14 protein-coding genes are annotated in these 16,428 nt (G+C 29.7%); 5 read left to right on the top strand and 9 right to left on the bottom strand.

What is annotated here, in order from left to right; translation table 11 throughout:
• Positions 1–102 precede the first annotated feature (102 nt).
• Both KAOT1_RS15470 and KAOT1_RS15475 read left to right on the top strand, forming a co-directional pair.
• Complete coding sequence (locus KAOT1_RS15470) at positions 103–966, top strand: AAA family ATPase (RefSeq protein ID WP_007095798.1); 864 nt, start codon at positions 103–105, stop codon at positions 964–966.
• On the top strand, positions 938–1,972 hold the full coding sequence (locus KAOT1_RS15475; protein WP_007095799.1) for a DUF3871 family protein: 1,035 nt from the start codon (positions 938–940) through the stop codon (positions 1,970–1,972). Before KAOT1_RS15470 ends, KAOT1_RS15475 begins: the two co-directional genes overlap by 29 nt.
• Before the next feature lie 54 nt (positions 1,973–2,026).
• Here KAOT1_RS15475 and KAOT1_RS15480 read toward each other — a convergent pair whose 3' ends face one another.
• Genes KAOT1_RS15480 through KAOT1_RS15520 form a run of 9 tightly spaced genes read right to left on the bottom strand, consistent with a single transcriptional unit; the run spans position 2,027 to position 14,565 of the window.
• Positions 2,027–2,473 (bottom strand): hypothetical protein, encoded by a 447-nt coding sequence (locus KAOT1_RS15480; RefSeq protein ID WP_007095800.1) that lies wholly within the window; start codon positions 2,471–2,473, stop codon positions 2,027–2,029.
• A 17-nt stretch (positions 2,474–2,490) separates the two neighbouring features.
• Positions 2,491–3,915, bottom strand: a complete 1,425-nt coding sequence (locus KAOT1_RS15485; RefSeq protein WP_007095801.1) for a 5-methylcytosine restriction system specificity protein McrC — start codon at positions 3,913–3,915, stop codon at positions 2,491–2,493.
• Positions 3,916–3,918: 3 nt separating this feature from the next.
• The gene (locus KAOT1_RS15490; RefSeq protein WP_007095802.1) at positions 3,919–5,976 is read right to left on the bottom strand and encodes an McrB family protein; all 2,058 of its coding nucleotides are present in this window, start codon (positions 5,974–5,976) and stop codon (positions 3,919–3,921) included.
• 18 nt (positions 5,977–5,994) lie between these two features.
• Positions 5,995–6,477, bottom strand: coding sequence for a hypothetical protein (locus KAOT1_RS15495; RefSeq protein WP_007095803.1), 483 nt, complete (start codon positions 6,475–6,477; stop codon positions 5,995–5,997).
• A gap of 10 nt (positions 6,478–6,487) precedes the next feature.
• Positions 6,488–9,553 carry a type I restriction endonuclease subunit R gene (locus KAOT1_RS15500; RefSeq protein WP_007095804.1) on the bottom strand — a complete coding sequence of 1,022 codons (3,066 nt, stop codon included), beginning with the start codon at positions 9,551–9,553 and terminating at the stop codon, positions 6,488–6,490.
• Between the two features lies 1 nt (position 9,554).
• Positions 9,555–10,847, bottom strand: coding sequence for a restriction endonuclease subunit S (locus tag KAOT1_RS22075; protein WP_007095805.1), 1,293 nt, complete (start codon positions 10,845–10,847; stop codon positions 9,555–9,557).
• On the bottom strand, positions 10,848–11,939 hold the full coding sequence (locus KAOT1_RS15510) for an ImmA/IrrE family metallo-endopeptidase (protein ID WP_007095806.1): 1,092 nt from the start codon (positions 11,937–11,939) through the stop codon (positions 10,848–10,850).
• 24 nt (positions 11,940–11,963) lie between these two features.
• Entirely contained in the window at positions 11,964–12,296 is a 333-nt protein-coding gene (locus KAOT1_RS15515) for a type II toxin-antitoxin system RelE/ParE family toxin (RefSeq protein ID WP_007095807.1), read from the bottom strand.
• Positions 12,297–12,351: 55 nt separating this feature from the next.
• Positions 12,352–14,565, bottom strand: a complete 2,214-nt coding sequence (locus KAOT1_RS15520; protein ID WP_007095808.1) for a type I restriction-modification system subunit M — start codon at positions 14,563–14,565, stop codon at positions 12,352–12,354.
• Between the two features lie 267 nt (positions 14,566–14,832).
• Between KAOT1_RS15520 and KAOT1_RS15525 the strand changes: the two genes are divergently transcribed.
• The 3 genes from KAOT1_RS15525 (at position 14,833) to KAOT1_RS23025 (ending at position 16,413) form a co-directional block, all read left to right on the top strand.
• Positions 14,833–15,228: a hypothetical protein gene (locus KAOT1_RS15525; RefSeq protein WP_007095809.1), complete on the top strand. Its 396-nt coding sequence runs from the start codon at positions 14,833–14,835 to the stop codon at positions 15,226–15,228.
• Between the two features lie 353 nt (positions 15,229–15,581).
• Complete coding sequence (locus KAOT1_RS15530) at positions 15,582–16,019, top strand: JAB domain-containing protein (RefSeq protein ID WP_007095810.1); 438 nt, start codon at positions 15,582–15,584, stop codon at positions 16,017–16,019.
• A gap of 229 nt (positions 16,020–16,248) precedes the next feature.
• Positions 16,249–16,413 carry a DUF1737 domain-containing protein gene (locus tag KAOT1_RS23025; RefSeq protein WP_007095811.1) on the top strand — a complete coding sequence of 55 codons (165 nt, stop codon included), beginning with the start codon at positions 16,249–16,251 and terminating at the stop codon, positions 16,411–16,413.
• Positions 16,414–16,428: the final 15 nt, after the last annotated feature.

Genomic DNA, 16,428 nt, shown 5'->3' on the forward strand with positions numbered 1-16,428 from the left:
AAAGACTCTCATTATTTGAGGGTCTTTTTCATTATACACTGAATCTATTCAGATTCATCTTAAAAAATTCAATTAAATATTAACCTTCAAAATCATAAGATTATGCAATTAAGAAAATCAGAAAGAAAACAAGCTAAAATTAAAATGGCTCTACAAGGCTCATCAGGTTCAGGGAAGAGTTTAAGCTCTCTTTTATTGGCTAAAGGGCTAACTAATGACAATCTAACTAAAGTGGCTGTAATAGACACAGAAAATGGCTCAGCAGACCTTTATGCTCACTTGGGAAACTATAATGTGTTACCATTACAACCACCTTACACACCAGAGAAATTCATCCAAGCTATTTCTGTTTGTGAAGAAGCAGGAATGGAAGTGATAATTTTAGATTCAATCTCTCAAGTATGGGATGAACTTATAGATTATCATTCTAAATTGCCAGGTAATTCATTCACTAATTGGAATAAGGTAACTCCAAGACAAAAAGCATTTATTGATAAAATACTTCAATGTAATGCTCATGTTATAGCAACAATGAGAACTAAACAAGATTACGTATTACAACAAAAAGATGGAAAATATGTACCTGAAAAAGTAGGGCTAAAAGCTGTACAACGTGATGATGTGTCTTATGAGTTTACCATAGTCTTTGACATAGATATTAAGCATTTTGCCATAGCGAGTAAAGACAGAACTAACTTGTTTTCTGGTAAGCCAGAATTTATGATAAATACTTCTACAGGAAAACGCATCTTAGAATGGTGTACATCCCCTACAAAAGAGGAAGATGTAAAACAGAGAATAGAAGAATGTTTGTCTGTAAGTCAGTTAATGGAACTGTACAAAGAATATCCTAGTTTTCAGTTACCATTAAAAGCTTTGTATCAAGCTAAAAAAGAACAATTAGAGCAATTAGTTAAACCAGAAAATTTCAGCCAAAATGGAAATAGTATCAGTAGCAGAACTTAATAAACAACGTAATGGAACACTTAATACTTCTGAAGGTATTCCTGAAATAGTACATGATTTACAAATACCTTCAGAAAATAAAGTATATCAACAAAATCCATTTATAGAGGCTAACACTAAAGAGGTTAGCCTTTCTAGTTTAAAAAATGATTGTATTATTCCTGTATTTAGTAAGGATAATGAAAAGACTTTAGCGCATCAAGAGTTTATAGAGATAGCTCAAAATTGTGTTGGCAAGGTGTTTTCTCATCATACCATAGAAACTCCTGAAATTAGAGTCTCACACCAAATTAAAGGTAGAGTGCCTTCAGCTATTCATAAATCGGCAAAAGATTTATTAGACCATGAAAGAACACAGTATTTTGAAAGAATGGCATTTATTATTAGAATACCTTCAATTACAGAAACTATAAATGGTAATGAAGTAGCTTTAACTGTAGGTGGTGTGAGAGCCTATAATCAAGAAAATCTATACAATAGAAAGACTTATGAGAAATTTAAGTTTTTTGTAGGTTTTCAAAATATGGTGTGTTGTAATTTGTGTATTTCTACAGATGGCTATCAAGAGGAAATGCGTGTTGGAAATTATTCTGAATTGCAGAGTAAAATTCTAGAGTTGATTCAGAATTACAACCCTGAAAACCATTTACAGGAAATGAGGCAATTATCAGAGCAAAACTTAACTGAACATCAATTTGCTCAACTTATTGGTAGAGCAAGATTGTACCACTATTTACCAAAACAGGAAAAATCTATAATTCCAGAATTATTACTTAATGATGGACAAATTTCTACAGTTGCTAAAGACTATTATTTAGATGATAGCTTTTGTAGAAATGATGATGGAAACATTAACCTTTGGAATGTTTATAATCTCTTTACAGGAGCTAATAAGAGCTCTTATATTGACTCTTTTCTATCAAGAAATGTAAATGCATTTGAATTTACTAATGGACTTAAAAATACCCTGAATGGTGATTCTAACTATTCTTGGTTTTTGAGTTGATGACAGCCCTGCTTTAAATTTTTAAGGCAGGGTTATATTTTTTCTTTACCAAATTTATTTTGAAGTTTTAAACTCTTGCCATTTCCCATTTTCAAATACTTCAATTTTTATCCATCTATCATTTTTTATAGGGGTTAAGCTGCCAAACCACTCATTTGGATTAGCTTTCTTTTGTTTTCCAGTAAATTCAAAAGCTCTAGCTGCTTTTAAATCCATATTGGCTTTATGCTTTAGTTTTGCCCATGTCATTAATCCAGTACTTTTAACTTCAATTCTTGCACAACCCAAGTTTTCTGCTTGTTCTTCAAATGTTAGTTGTCTTGGTTTGCCAAAAATTGTAGAAACCATTTTAGTTGCGGTATTTTCCCAATTAGGATTAGTAGATACCCATGCTACAGGTTTTTCTTTTTTATTAAAAACACTTTGAGTGGCTAATTTAATTTCTTTACTTTCTATAATTTCTTTAAGTCTTATAGTTGGGGTATAATGATAAAACTTCATTTGAATTTAATATATTTTTAATTAAACTTAAGGTTGATTATTTTCTCTATTCTCACCAAAAACTCATTTTCTTTTTGAATTATTTCAGACATATCCATTTCTTTATTTACATAAATTCCATCTACTATAAACCTCGTTTCTATGTTTTGATTATCAAATAAATTTTCGGAATAAGTTGTGTTAATGTTAATTTCATTAGAAAGAGGATAAAGTAAGCCTCCTGCAATAACATCAGGTTGATAATAATGGATATAAGAGTGAATTTGATAAAAATCACTTCTATCTAAATCTGAATAACTACTTTGGGTTTTATGAAGTCTCATTTTTTTAAACTTAGCATCGAAAACTATTAACTGATTAGTTAGCTTATGTTTCATGACTAAATCTGGAAACATTTTGCGCTTATAAAACATTTTCTGATACACATTTAGTTCCTCTTGACCAGTAACATACCAGTCTGTAAAATAACGACTTAAAAGCTTTTCTAAATACACTTCAAAAAGTTGAGAAACATCAAATAAATAACCATTAGTTGTAAGCTGGTTATCTGTATTAGAAACTAATAAGTTTTGTTCTCTTAATATTATTTCAGCATACCCGATAGTTTTTTTAAAAGCAGAAAACATAGGGTTTTGTAAAACAAAATGATTCTTTGCTTTTTCAATTACTGAGTTTTGAGGGAATACACCAGAATAGTTCAGTTTTAGAAGCTGATATACACCTAATATTTTTTTATGTATTTCTTTACCAAATCTTTTTTCTAAGGCTTTACAAGCCAAGTAAAGCACATCAATAATTTCTTGAACATAAATCTGTTCTCTAAATGTAGAAGTTAAATTTCCTGTAAAAGGTATCTCTCTTTTTAAATAAGCATTGATGTCAATTTTTCCACGAACTTTATTACTCCTTTCTGTTATTGATTGGTAGTTTTTAGGCAACCCTAGTACTGTTGCTTTTTCTAAAGATTGTATAAATAGAAAAGCAATAATGTTTTGAAACTCATTAGTTTCTTCTGTTTTATCAGCTTTAGTAGATTGATTGTCAACATAAATATCATTGACAAAATTTAGCATACGTTTTAAAAAAGTATCACCATAGGGAGTTACAATATTAAACTGAACATCTTTATGGTAAATTGTACCAGCAAATAAACCAGTTTGAACAATATATTCTTTTTCTTCAGTATTACTCTCTTTTGCATACAGCTTTAATATGAGTTGCTCCTCATCCTCTAGCTTATTGCGTTGCTCTTTAAAACCAAAAATTTTTATTTGCTCAAGACTTTCTTTTTTAGTGGTAAAATGATAGGTTGAAGAAAAAAGTTGTTCAGTAATGTGTCTAGATTCTTTTTTATTTTTTGCACCAAAATTATTCTTTAATTGATTTTCAACTAAAGGACTTTCTTCATAAAAATTATGATTTGTTGGTACACTTATTTTCATCTACTATTTGCTAATAGGGTTTACGAAAACAGATAAAGCTTCTTCTAACTTATTATCTAATTGACTTTCTGCAAACATAGACCTCAAATATTCTTTTAGGGTAGGTCTTAAATGTAAATTGAATAACACATTTAAGTTCTTATATGAAATCGTTCTGCTATTAGCTATTCCAGAAATTTTCATAAAAAAAGAATGCCCAAATTCATAGGATTTCCCCATACCTAGTTCTTCACTTATAAAGTCATTTAGGTTTTTACAAGACTTTGAATATTTTTCAATATTATGAAAATCATCACCATTTCTAAATTTTACTTCATTCTCAATTACCTCATAATCGCAATCTTTTCTTATCCATTTAAAACGTCTTCTAAGTGCTAAATCAAAAGCATCAATACTTTTATCTACGTCATTCATCATACCTATAAAGAATACATTTTTAGGTACCCCGAAATAAGCATTTCCATCAACTAAATGATATGCTAAACCTTTATTTTCCTCACTCTCCTTTATCATATCTTCTATTAAAGAAGAATATTGAGTTTTTATTAGGTTATCATCACTTATCCCATCATGTCTGTAATCTTTTTCAATGCATAAAAGTGTTTCACCAAATACAGAAGATAGGTTTGCTCTATTGATTTCATCTACCACAAAATAGTAGTCTTTGTTGGGATTTTCTTTTGCTCTTTTACAGAAACGTTTAAAAATACCATCAACTAATTCAAATTTGATGTTTCCATTTTCTGTTACACCTTTAGGTTTAATACCTTCAATAAAATCTTCATAAGTAAAAGATGGGTGAAACTGTACAAATTCATACCTGCTTCTATCTCCTTGGCATAAAAAATCTAAACTATTTTTAACCGCATATGTTTTTCCTGTTCCAGGAGGTCCATATAAAATTACATTTGGTGTATTTACATCAGCAATACCCTGCGTGTTACCATATTTCCAAATAAATCTTGATAGTAAAATATTGTCAACAGGTGTGTTTTCAATATCTAAAATATGATTTAAAGCTTTTCTAATTTCATAATTTTTACCCAAATTAGTAGAAGTTTCAGAGTCTAATAATTCATTATGAAGTGCATCTATTACAGGGTCTGAATAAATATAGATGAAATCATATAGATTATCCAGAACAGCTAGTTTTCTTAAAATTTGTTTTGCTTTATAATTACTATTTTCAAGTGTATTAACTTTAACAATAACATCTTTAGATTCTACTATTGATCTAATTAAATCTTTTATGTTATTAAGGTAAAAGTCATTGGCAATTTCCTTAGAAGCCTCTAGGTTGTCGTTGCCAATTGCATAAGTGTTATTTTCATTGAGTTTAACACCAAAATTATTTGCAGTACCAGGCTTTGAAGAACCAAAAATATGTCTTGTAGTACGCTCTAAAAAATTACACAAATAGCCTCCTGGAAGTGTTGCATCTGGATTATTTATTCTGTTAGTATAATCTTCTAGCTCTAAAGTGTTAGATTCAATTTTATCACGGTACAATTCCCATTCATCTAGCAATTTCTTAACTTCTAGTTTTATATAATTTTTATCAGCATCAGAAACTTCACTTTTATAATTATTCCAAAGTACTTTAATCTCTTCTTGTCTAGTTTCAGAAACTTTGATATTTTCCATAATATTTGTTTTTACAATAGTGCTATACCAATTGAGAATGAAGTTGTATGTTTTAGTTTTTGTATTTGTTAATGGAGAAAAAGTATTTGAAAAACCTATTTTATTTTCACCAATTGCGTGATAAGGAAAGCTATTAGAGTCTTTAAAGTAGCTCAAAACCTTAACTTTGTAATCTACTCCAAATGAAGTTCCTTTAATTTCTCTATTGTCGGTAATCTTATAAAGTATCTCAACTAAAGCTTCAGCAGCATTACCCTTATGCACTAAAATAATATCACCTTTTTCTAATTCATTGAATGTGTCTCCAGAATATTCAAGATTAGATGTGATTCTATTGTCAGCTAATACTTCATCAACTCTATTGATATTTCTGGTGTCATCCTTTATTTGTAGTTTAAAAAATCGTGCTCTATTCATTGTTTTTTCAAATATTGTTTAATCTACATATAACCTTTGAGCTTGTAATAGTAAATTGTATTCCTTTAACAAATCTAAACTGTAATGTTCTTCACTATTTGGGTTAACAATAGAACTTAAATAAGCTTTGTAGATTGAATTGAAATCAGATTTTATAAATGGGTACCCCAATAATAAATCTTTAATAAATTCATCGTTGTTTTTAGCAAAAACCAAAGTCAAATAACTAACAATTTCATTTTTGAACTTTGAGCAAAATTCATCATTATTCAAAAAGTACTTTTGATACCTTTTGGCGTTTATGTAGTCATCATTCCAAACATATATACTTGCAAAAATATGACTGATAGCAACTTTTGATTCAGCTTGAATTTCAGGATTTTGCAAGATGTCAGCAATAGCATTAGTTATTAATAAAGCATGTTCCTTTTTTTCACCATTTACAAGCATTGTGTAAATTAACTCAATAGGGTCTTCTTGTTCAAATTCTTCTTCTACCATAAACCTTATTTTATTGTGGTCTATTACCATCATTTCGTTTACTCCAAAACATATCAAACATTAAATCCACATACTTTTGTTTAAAGTCTGCATTATCAGCAAAGGTTTTATAAATTTCAGTATCTACCACCAAATCTCCTTTAGATGAGAAAATGAGTTCTTTCATTACATCGGTAACAATTTTGTTCATATAATCTCTTGCATTGGATTTGTCTGAATTATTAAAAACTGCCATCTGCTCTTGATTTTCCCTAATTCTTTTTGGAATTTCAATACTTAAACGTTGTTTTACCTTGTCATTGTCTGTCCACTCAATGTCACCAAATCTTTTGTTAAACTCATTTAAAATACTTTCTAAAGTATCATATGCTTTTTCTATACCAAAGCCACCTTCACTTACAGGTATAGGCTCAATAGAAGCTGGCTCTGCAACTAAATCTATTTTCCCTTGTTGATGCCTTGAAACTCTATAACTATCCATATTAATAGCTTCTATAATATTTTCATCATCAGGCTCATCTTCAATTTTCAATAATGGTGTAAGGTATTTTAGATATAACCATAATATCTCCCATTCAGGGTTTTGCACATCTACTATTTTAGCTAAATAGCTATAAGTCCTGACAAAAGATTTAGCTTGAGACTTAAAGTTTATTTTTTCATCTTTTGTCAATTCACTATCAAAGTAATACACACTTCTTTTTATAAGAGGCTCTGTTTTGTTTCTGTCAACATTATTATAGTATAATGTAAAATGCTCTTCTATTATTTCTGGTGAATAAACTTGATAGCCAGCTAAATTATCCTGTAAATCATTAAGCTTATTAATATCAGTTTCTTCACTTAAAATAGTAGTTGTATAATAATCTTGAAAAGCTACTTTTATATCTTCCAGCTTATTAAAAAAATCTAAAACAAAGGTGTCTTTTTTATGAGGTTTGTAAGCTCTATTTAACCTTGATAGTGTTTGAACTGCTGCAACACTTGATAATTGTTTGTCAACATACATGGTATGTAGCAATGGTTGGTCAAAACCAGTTTGATATTTATTTGCTACAATTAAAAAGCGGTACTTATCTTTTTTAAATTGACAAGGAATGTCATTATCTCCATCTTCAAAATTATTCATGGAAGCCTCTGTCATTTCAATACCTGTTGAATAATGTTTGGCTTTTCCTGAAAAAGCTACAATTGACCTGTATGGTGATTTAATTTCCTTTAAATAATCATCAACAGCATCCTTATATTTCATAGCAGAAGCAATGCTTTTACATACAATCATGGCTTTAGCTTTACCATTTATTAAATGGTGCACTTCTTGGTGAAAATGGTTAACCATTATTTTTGCTTTTTCAGTAATAGCAAATTTATGTCCTTCTACATAAGACCTTAATTTTTTATTAGCCTCTTTTATCTCAAATTCTTTATGCTTTTTAGCTTGAGAAATAAGTTTGTAATAGGAATTATAAGTAGTGTAGTTAGCCAAGACATCTAAAATAAATTCTTCTTCAATAGCCTGTTTCATTGAGTAAGTGTGAAAAGGCTTGAATTTTGTTTTTTCTAGACCATTATCTCCAAAATCCTTATAAGGAACACCAAAGGTTTCTAAAGTCTTGTTTTTAGGTGTTGCAGTAAAAGCAAAATAGCTGGCATTTTTCAGCATTTTTCTACTTTCAATTATATGGTTCACAATATCATCAGTATCAATAGAACCATCTTCATTTTTTGGTAAATCATCAAAACCTTTTCCTGCTAAAGCTGCATTCATTTTAGCAGCAGTATCACCACTTTGACTGCTGTGAGCTTCATCTATAATAATTCCAAAATTAGATTCCTGTAAATCATCCATTTCTTTGAGTAAAAATGGAAAGGTTTGAACAGTACAAATAATAATTTTTTTCTTGTTGGCTAATGCTACTTTAAGTTGTGATGTTTTAGAGCCACTTTTTCCTGTTATAGCTTCAACTGTAGACTTTACTTGTGCAAACCGTTTAATATTTTCTCTTATTTGCCTGTCTAAAACTGTTCTGTCAGTAACTACAATTACAGAATCAAAAAGATGGTTGGTATTTGTTTTATCATATAAACCAACCAATTGATGAGCCAACCATGTAATAGAATTAGATTTACCAGAACCAGCAGAATGCTGAATTAAATAACGTTTACCAATACCTTGATGCTTTACATCATACAATAAATCTCTAACTACTTTTAGTTGATGGTATCTTGGAAAAATAAGTTTAGGACTGCTTTTTTTCTTAATACCTAATTTTTTATTACAAGGATCATCATCATCTTTTACAACTTGTGCAAATTGCCCTATTATGTTAATAAAACTCCTTTTTTCTAAAATTTCTTTCCATAGGTAGGATGTTTTAATGCCTTCATCTACTTCTGGATTACCAGCACCAAAAGGGGCAATATAATCTCCATTATTTAGCCCTTTATTAAAAGGAAGAAAAAATGTTTTTTCATTGGCTAATGCTGTAGCCATATATACTAAATCTGTGTCTGCTGCAAAATGTACCATACATCTACCAAAGTTGAAAATAAGGTCTTTTGGGTTTCTGGTATTTCTATATTGTTTAATAGCATTTTTTACTGCTTGGTGTGTAAAAGCATTTTTAAGCTCCATTGTTACAACTGGAAGCCCATTTAAAAATACTACAAGGTCAATTTCATTACGGTTAGCATCTGTATACATTAACTCTTGGGTTACTGTAAACAGATTTTTCTCAAATAAATCTTGAGCTTTTTTATTGTAAACTGATGGTGGTTGTGGGTAAAATAAGTCTATGGTTTTATCATAGTGTTTTACGCCTTTTCTTAATGTATCTACAATACCATCTTGTCTGATTTTTTTATCAAGTCTTAACAAAAATTGTCTTTCTCCTTTGTCCTGAATAAAATCAAACTTCTTGGGTTGTGTGGTTTTAATAAACTGCCATAGCTCATTAAGATTAAAACAAAACTCTTTATTAAAGTCTTTAGAAAAGGTTTCTGTATAACCTATCTCACATAGCTCTTTAACTATGAGTTGTTGAAACCCTTTTTCACTATAGTCTGTTGTTTGCATATTATGGTGTATTGTAGGTGTTAACAGATTCTGCTGCTATACTTATAGTGTCTTTTTTAGAATTATACGTGTTTGGAACTTTCATTTTACCAATTATAATATTTTCAATCAATGATGTTAATAGTTTTTTTGAAAGCTCATTTTCTTTTTTGATTAAAGCTTTTGAATCTATAAGCTTCAGATGTAACTTGTATATCTTATCAATAGTTTTTTTGTCTGGTATTGGAATATATAATTCTCTAAAATCTTTAAAGCTAATATTTTTACCCTCTCTAATTCCTGAAACTACAGTATTAAGAAGTCCAATGAATTGATTTGACTTAAATAAATATTTGTAGTAATATTTTAGATTTTTAATATCATTAAACTCCTTTTTTAAATAGAAAATATTATAAGCAGGACTTGTTATGCCTTGTACTTCTGATAATTCGATACCACCTTCAAAAGACCTTAAGCTAATAACAAAATCATTTTTGCAAACAAGTTTTAAACCATCTGTTTGAGTTGCAGTAACGTAATTTTCTTCAATTTCATCTTTGAAAACTAATCCTCTATCTTGGGTAGATGCTAGAAGCCTTTCACTTGGATGATTCTTAATATTTCGTTCACTAAAAACCCATTTAGCCTTTTCTATTTTCCAACTGGTATTAAATAAATCCTTCCAATCTTTAAAATCCGTATACTTATTTTTACCAAACACTAAACTATTAAGTTGGTTTTCTGTTAAATCAACTATTCTGTTTTTCTTTTTTACAAATTGTTTAATTTGTTTTTCCTTTTCTTCTAAATAAGTAACAATTTGATTTTGAGTTTCTAAAGGTGGTACAAAAGCGTACATTCTTTTAAAGTCTTGCCACCTTAAAGGTTTTTGTCCATCTGCAATACCATAAGAGTATCTTTCAGCATAGTTTTGGTAAAACGGCAATCTGTATTGATAATGAAAAAATTTAGGGTTAATTTTCATTTTAGGTTTTAACACGGTACAAGCATTACTAACTAAACCTTTATAATTACTATAACCAGAAGCACCTTGTCTAAATCTCATGCTGTAAACTATATCACCAATTTCAACAAGTTTGTAGTTTGATTTATCTGGATTAGAAGAGTCTTTTTTATTAAGTTCAGATTGTTTTATGACACCTTTGCCAATAGTAACAGAGAGTAACTCTTCATGAATGTGCCCTTTTTCATTTCTTTCTTCAAAAATGGCAATATTAGGTAGTAAGTCCCAATCTTCTGGGATTTGTGTTACATATTCAAAAGCAATGGTTTTGTATTTTGGGTAAGCATTCAATTAATCACAGAAGTTTATAGGTTCAAAAAATTCATTTCCTTGTCCATAAGCAATAACTTCTTTGTATTGTAATCTACCAATAATAGCAGCGGGATGTGTGCCAAATTTTTTAGCATATCTTACTATATCATCTGTGGTTAGCTGTACATTATCACAAATTTCAGCTTCTTCTTTTTCAGATAAAATAATATTAGAGGCAAAAGCATCTGCTTCTTGTTCAAACGCTGCATTTTCTCCAGCATAATCTACATTCTCAATAGAGATGTATTTTTTGCCATGCAATAATATATGCCCAACTTCATGAAAAAATGTAAACCAAAAAATGTCATTTCTCCTATACCTACCACTTAATTGTATAAGGGGTACATTGTTAACCCATCTAGTAGAACCATGAATGGCTGTTTTAGGTAAGCAAGGTGTGTGTACTACTTTTACACCTACTGTTAAACACAATGCTTGTAATTGTGCAAAAAAATCATCTGGTTGTTTAGCCATGATTTTTTTAATTTCTGGCAACAACTTTTTAAATCCAGATTTGTTAAATTCTGGTGCATGTAATTGTTCCGCTTGTATTTCTCCTTGCCTTAACCAAGCTGCAATTGCAGTAGCATTCTCTTGGTTTTTTAATGAAATTCTAAAAGCAACTTTGGTTCTCTGATGATAATAGTAATCTTCGTACCCTTTTAAACTTGCTACCTCAAAATACTCAAATAGGTTAATGACTTTAACCTCTGGTTTTCTTGTTTTTTCAACCCATCCTAATCTAGCCATTTCAGCATAAGGTGCATCTTTAGCCCAATCTGTAGCTTCTGCAATGGTGTTTTGGTAGTTAACTCTGGCTTGGTATTCATCAAAGTTTCTTTGAGCTTCCATCCAAAAATGAGCAGGGATTTTAAGAACTTGCTCAAACAACACAGCCATATCTGATGTTATAGCACTTTCGCCTTTTAATACTGCTGTAATTGTTTTTTCTGGTTTTCCTGTTCTTACTGCAAATTCTTTTGCTCCTAATTCTCTTTCTTCTAATGCTTCTAATAATATTTCTCCAGGGTGTGTAACACTCTCTGGGTAATACTGATTAATAGTTGCCATACTGTTTCCCTTCTTTTGTCTTCGTTAATGGTAATCTTCAATCTTGATAATTTCTACTCCTAAAATCTCAACCCAAATATATTTTCCATTTTCATCAGTGGGTATTGGATTTTCTTGTGGGGTAAAAATGAGTCTATAAGGATGGTCTAAATCACAAGCCCATTGCCCTTTTTTATTCTCTTTTAGTTCATGAAATCTTCCTGGTGCATATCTTAAATCTTCTAAGGTTCTAGCAGCTTTAATTTGGTCAAGTCTTTTTTTGTAGAGCTTAAATCTTTTTTCTCCCAACTTTTTTTGTCCATCTCTATCACTGTTGGCGTATTTCTTTAACTTATTGTTCCCAAATGTAATATCCATTGCAAATTTAATAAAATTATTAACATTAAATGTTAATTAAAAAATAAAAATATAATTAGCTTTTAATAATCTCTTCAAGAATTCCTTCTGTTTCTTTTTCTAAATCAAGGATTTCCTGTTTAATGAGCTCTAAATCTTTAGGGGGAGAATAGTTATAAAAATATCTTGTAAATGATATCATGTAACCTTTTGTAATCTTATCATAATTTATCCAAGCATCAGGCACATAAGGAATCACTTCTCTATTAAAATAGTCCTCAATATTTTCATTTAAAGGTACAATTTCTGTATCTCTTAAATCAGAGTCAGCTTCATAAATTATAGTTCCATCTTTTGCTTTTTTCTTAATTACTGGTTCTGCTTCTTCATCTTTCCAGCTAACAGCTAGGAGAACTTTTTTCTTATTTGTGGCACTAACTTTATAAGAAAGTGTTTTTAAAACCTTATCAACTTCTTTGTTAAAAAGATTAAAGTTATCAAACAACTTGTCTCCAATATTAGAAAAAATGTCTTTAGCAATACGCATTAGTTCTTTTTGGGTTTTCCAAGTTGCATTGTTAAATAGTTTTTTCTTGTTTGCAGTAGAAATTTTGATATCTTCATCTTTTAACCACAATTCTGTTTTTTGTTTTATTTCTTTTGAAATACCTTCATATAAATTATCTCCAAATTGAGCATACATCCATTTCATTTCATCAGCAATAGTATTTAAGTATCTCAAATTCTCAATAGCTTCATTAGTAAACTGTGATTTGTACCTCAAAGGTCTTTCTATAGTAACATCATAATAACCAAAATCTTCATTATCAAAAACTTTAGAAATATTAGTTTCTTTGAAGTTTAAGTATAAATCTTCAATTTGTTTAATATGACTAGGTTGCATTTCACAATTTTTCTCTCCTAAATTTCTTCTTAGGGGAGTAGATAGCTCTAATGCGTTAATGAGCTGAATTTTACCTTGTCTTCTTTTTTCCTTTCTATTTGATAAAATCCAGATATATGTTGGTATTCCTGTATTATAAAATATCTTTTCTGGTAGGGCAACAATACATTCAACTAAATCACTTTCAATTAAATACCTTCTTATTTCACTTTCTCCTTGACCAGCATTTCCTGTAAATAATGACGAACCATTATGAACAGATGCAATTCTACTGCCTAATTCGGTTCCTTTTTTCATTTTATGAACCATATTAGACAAGAATAATAATTGACCATCAGAAATTTTGGGTAATCCTGTTTGAAATCTTGGGTCTTTTATTAACTCATTGGTTTTACCTCTTTCAATAACAATGGAATCCTCATCCTTTTTCCAAGCCTTTCCATAAGGAGGATTAGACAGCATGAAGTCAAATTCCTTAAATTGAAAGCTATCATTAGATAATGTAGAGCCATAAGCAATATGGTAATCTTTTTCACCTTTAATAAGCATGTCAGAGTTACACACCGCCCAAGTTTCAGGATTTACTTCTTGACCATATAAACTAAATGAGGTTTTGTTTTTGGTTATTCTTTTTGCATATTTTTCAGCTTCAGTTAGCATTCCACCACTTCCACAAGCAGAATCATAAATGGAATATTGAGCAACTTTAAGCTTATCTTTAATAGGTAAAAAGATAAGATGGGTCATTAACTGAATAATTTCTCTTGGAGTGAAGTGTTCTCCAGCTTCTTCATTGTTTTCCTCATTAAATTTTCTAATCAATTCTTCAAAAACATAACCCATGCCCAAATTAGTTAAAGGTGGTAAAACTTCTCCTTTTGTGTTTTTTATTTCTACAGGGCTTAAATTGATTTCTTTTGAAGCTAACTTTTCAATTAACAATGGAGTTAATCCATTTTCTTTTAGTTTTGGTAACTGTTTCCTAATCTCAAATCTATCTATAATTTGCTGTATGTTTTCGGAAAAACCATCTAGATATTCTTCAAGATTACTATCTATATTCGCAGGATCATTAGTCAATGCTGTATAAGGATGATTAGAGTCAAATAAGCTACTATTTGAAAAAGTAAATCCAGAGGTGTTAAAAAACGGATATCCAGATTGGTGGGTTAAGCCAGATAAATCATCAATTTTATTTTCCTTTAAAAATTTATAACCTTTTAAAACATCTTCTTTAGTAGGCACAAGTAAGGCATCTAACCTTCTCAAAACGGTAAACGGTAATATTATATCTCTGTATTTGCCTCTTACAAAATCATCTCTTAAAACATCATCAGCAATACTCCAGATAAAGCTAACTATTTGGTTGTGTACTTTGTTGTTCATTCATTCTTTAAATATGACTATAAATGTAAGGCTATTCAGAAGCAAAAAAAATTTTACCAAAATTATTTTTCAGAGGTCATTTGTGAGAGCTTGAACTACCCTATACAAACACCCCCACCCAGTCTTGGGGATAAAGCTTCCCCTACCACTTTTAGGAAAAACAAATTTTCTGGCAGGACAAATAAATTCAAGGTGATAGTTGTGATTTATATGCTGTAGAAGTTTTCATTTCTGTAGGTGGTTATGTTCAACTCAAAATTTTTAAGAATGGTTACAATAGTAAACTACAAGGAACGACAAAAAGAAGATGGAACAGAATTCTTTGTTCTGGAACTTCAAGGAGGTATAGAAATGGTTAAGTCCAAAGAAACAGGAAATTTTTACGCAACTGCAAAAAGAGCCTATATACCTTCAACATTTAGAAAAGAGGTATGCCAATCTCTAATTGGTACACAAATGCCTGGGGGCATAGTTAAAGAGGTGTGTGAACCTTTTAATTATGTTATTAAGGAAACAGGTGAGGAAATTACCTTGAACCATAGATGGGTTTATAAATCTGAAGAAGAATTACAAAAGCCAAAAGCTACTGCAATGCCAGAGCAAAATGTAATTGCTAATTCAGGGGTTTTCTCAAAAAATGGAATCCTAGAACCAGCAATGTAAAGTATTAGCCTAGTCTATTTAATTATAGATTAGGCTTTAAATATTTACACTTATTTACTCTTACCTTCAGAAAAATAAAATAGCCTATTAATCACTATAGTATTTATTTTCTTGAAGGTATTTGTCAATATAGAGTGATATTGAGAAAAGACAAGTTTTAATTCTTCTAAAGAAAGAAAAGAACCAAAAGAAAGAAACTTTAGGGCTTTCCCTGCTTACTTCCTTGAGTCATTTTGAGAAGAATTTCGCTGAAGTGTTTCAGAAAGAAACTTTCTTTGACAAAGTTACTCGAAAAATTTTACAAAATCAATGTTTTAGACAATTATTTTCCTAGGAAACTAAATTTATTTTAAATGGAAATATCCGAGATAAGAGTTTCATACTCAAACAATAAAAAAAACAGGCTTAAGATTACAAATAGTAAGCAGTCTTATGACATATTAATGGCTTGTTGGAATAAAGCCACATTAGAATTACAAGAAGAATTTAAAGTGCTTTTGCTTAACAGAAGCAATCAAGTATTAGGTATTTATCCTTTATCTAAAGGAGGAACAGCAAGTACTGTTGTAGATGCTAAATTGGTGTTTTCAGTAGCTTTAAAATGTAATGCTTCAAGTATAATTATAGCACATAATCATCCATCAGGTAATCTAAATCCTAGTGAATCTGATAAAAGCATTACTGAAAAATTAAAAAAGGCAGCAAAGTATTTAGAAATTACTTTGTTAGACCATTTAATTGTTACTAAAGATGACTTTTTTAGTTTTAATGATAATGGGTTATTAAAATAGTCCTGTTTTTTCCATTTCTATATATAGTAATTTGGAAAAAGTAGGACTTTTTTAATGATTTTGTTTTTATGTAGGTGTATGAATAGCCTCTTTTTGAGGTTAAAATCTAAAAATGTGAAGTGTATAGATAGGTATTAATAGCGAAAATTTGAATTTATCAGGGAGAATTTGGATTGGTAAATTTCATTCTATTTATGTTTGACTCATTATTAATTTTAAATTTAAAATAATGGAATATTTAGTTTTGAGAGAAATTTATTTAGAAGATTTAGTAAAGGTTGTTAATAAGCATATTCAAGATGGTTGGAAGCCTTTGGGAGGAATTAATTCTTGTAGGGATAAACATTTTGGAGGCAATGCTGAAATATCTTATACACAAGCATTAATTAAATAGTTTTTATATTTTTAT

The organism is Kordia algicida OT-1 (assembly GCF_000154725.1).
Classification (GTDB): domain Bacteria; phylum Bacteroidota; class Bacteroidia; order Flavobacteriales; family Flavobacteriaceae; genus Kordia; species Kordia algicida.

What these genes read in the sequence shown, in the direction of transcription:
- KAOT1_RS15470 (WP_007095798.1), top strand. Translation starts at nt 103, where the DNA reads ATGCAATTAAGAAAATCAGAAAGAAAACAAGCTAAAATTAAAATGGCT.
- KAOT1_RS15475 (WP_007095799.1), top strand. Translation starts at nt 938, where the DNA reads ATGGAAATAGTATCAGTAGCAGAACTTAATAAACAACGTAATGGAACA.
- KAOT1_RS15480 (WP_007095800.1), bottom strand. Translation starts at nt 2,473, where the DNA reads ATGAAGTTTTATCATTATACCCCAACTATAAGACTTAAAGAAATTATA.
- KAOT1_RS15485 (WP_007095801.1), bottom strand. Translation starts at nt 3,915, where the DNA reads ATGAAAATAAGTGTACCAACAAATCATAATTTTTATGAAGAAAGTCCT.
- KAOT1_RS15490 (WP_007095802.1), bottom strand. Translation starts at nt 5,976, where the DNA reads ATGAATAGAGCACGATTTTTTAAACTACAAATAAAGGATGACACCAGA.
- KAOT1_RS15495 (WP_007095803.1), bottom strand. Translation starts at nt 6,477, where the DNA reads ATGGTAGAAGAAGAATTTGAACAAGAAGACCCTATTGAGTTAATTTAC.
- KAOT1_RS15500 (WP_007095804.1), bottom strand. Translation starts at nt 9,553, where the DNA reads ATGCAAACAACAGACTATAGTGAAAAAGGGTTTCAACAACTCATAGTT.
- KAOT1_RS15510 (WP_007095806.1), bottom strand. Translation starts at nt 11,939, where the DNA reads ATGGCAACTATTAATCAGTATTACCCAGAGAGTGTTACACACCCTGGA.
- KAOT1_RS15515 (WP_007095807.1), bottom strand. Translation starts at nt 12,296, where the DNA reads ATGGATATTACATTTGGGAACAATAAGTTAAAGAAATACGCCAACAGT.
- KAOT1_RS15520 (WP_007095808.1), bottom strand. Translation starts at nt 14,565, where the DNA reads ATGAACAACAAAGTACACAACCAAATAGTTAGCTTTATCTGGAGTATT.
- KAOT1_RS15525 (WP_007095809.1), top strand. Translation starts at nt 14,833, where the DNA reads ATGGTTACAATAGTAAACTACAAGGAACGACAAAAAGAAGATGGAACA.
- KAOT1_RS15530 (WP_007095810.1), top strand. Translation starts at nt 15,582, where the DNA reads ATGGAAATATCCGAGATAAGAGTTTCATACTCAAACAATAAAAAAAAC.
- KAOT1_RS23025 (WP_007095811.1), top strand. Translation starts at nt 16,249, where the DNA reads ATGGAATATTTAGTTTTGAGAGAAATTTATTTAGAAGATTTAGTAAAG.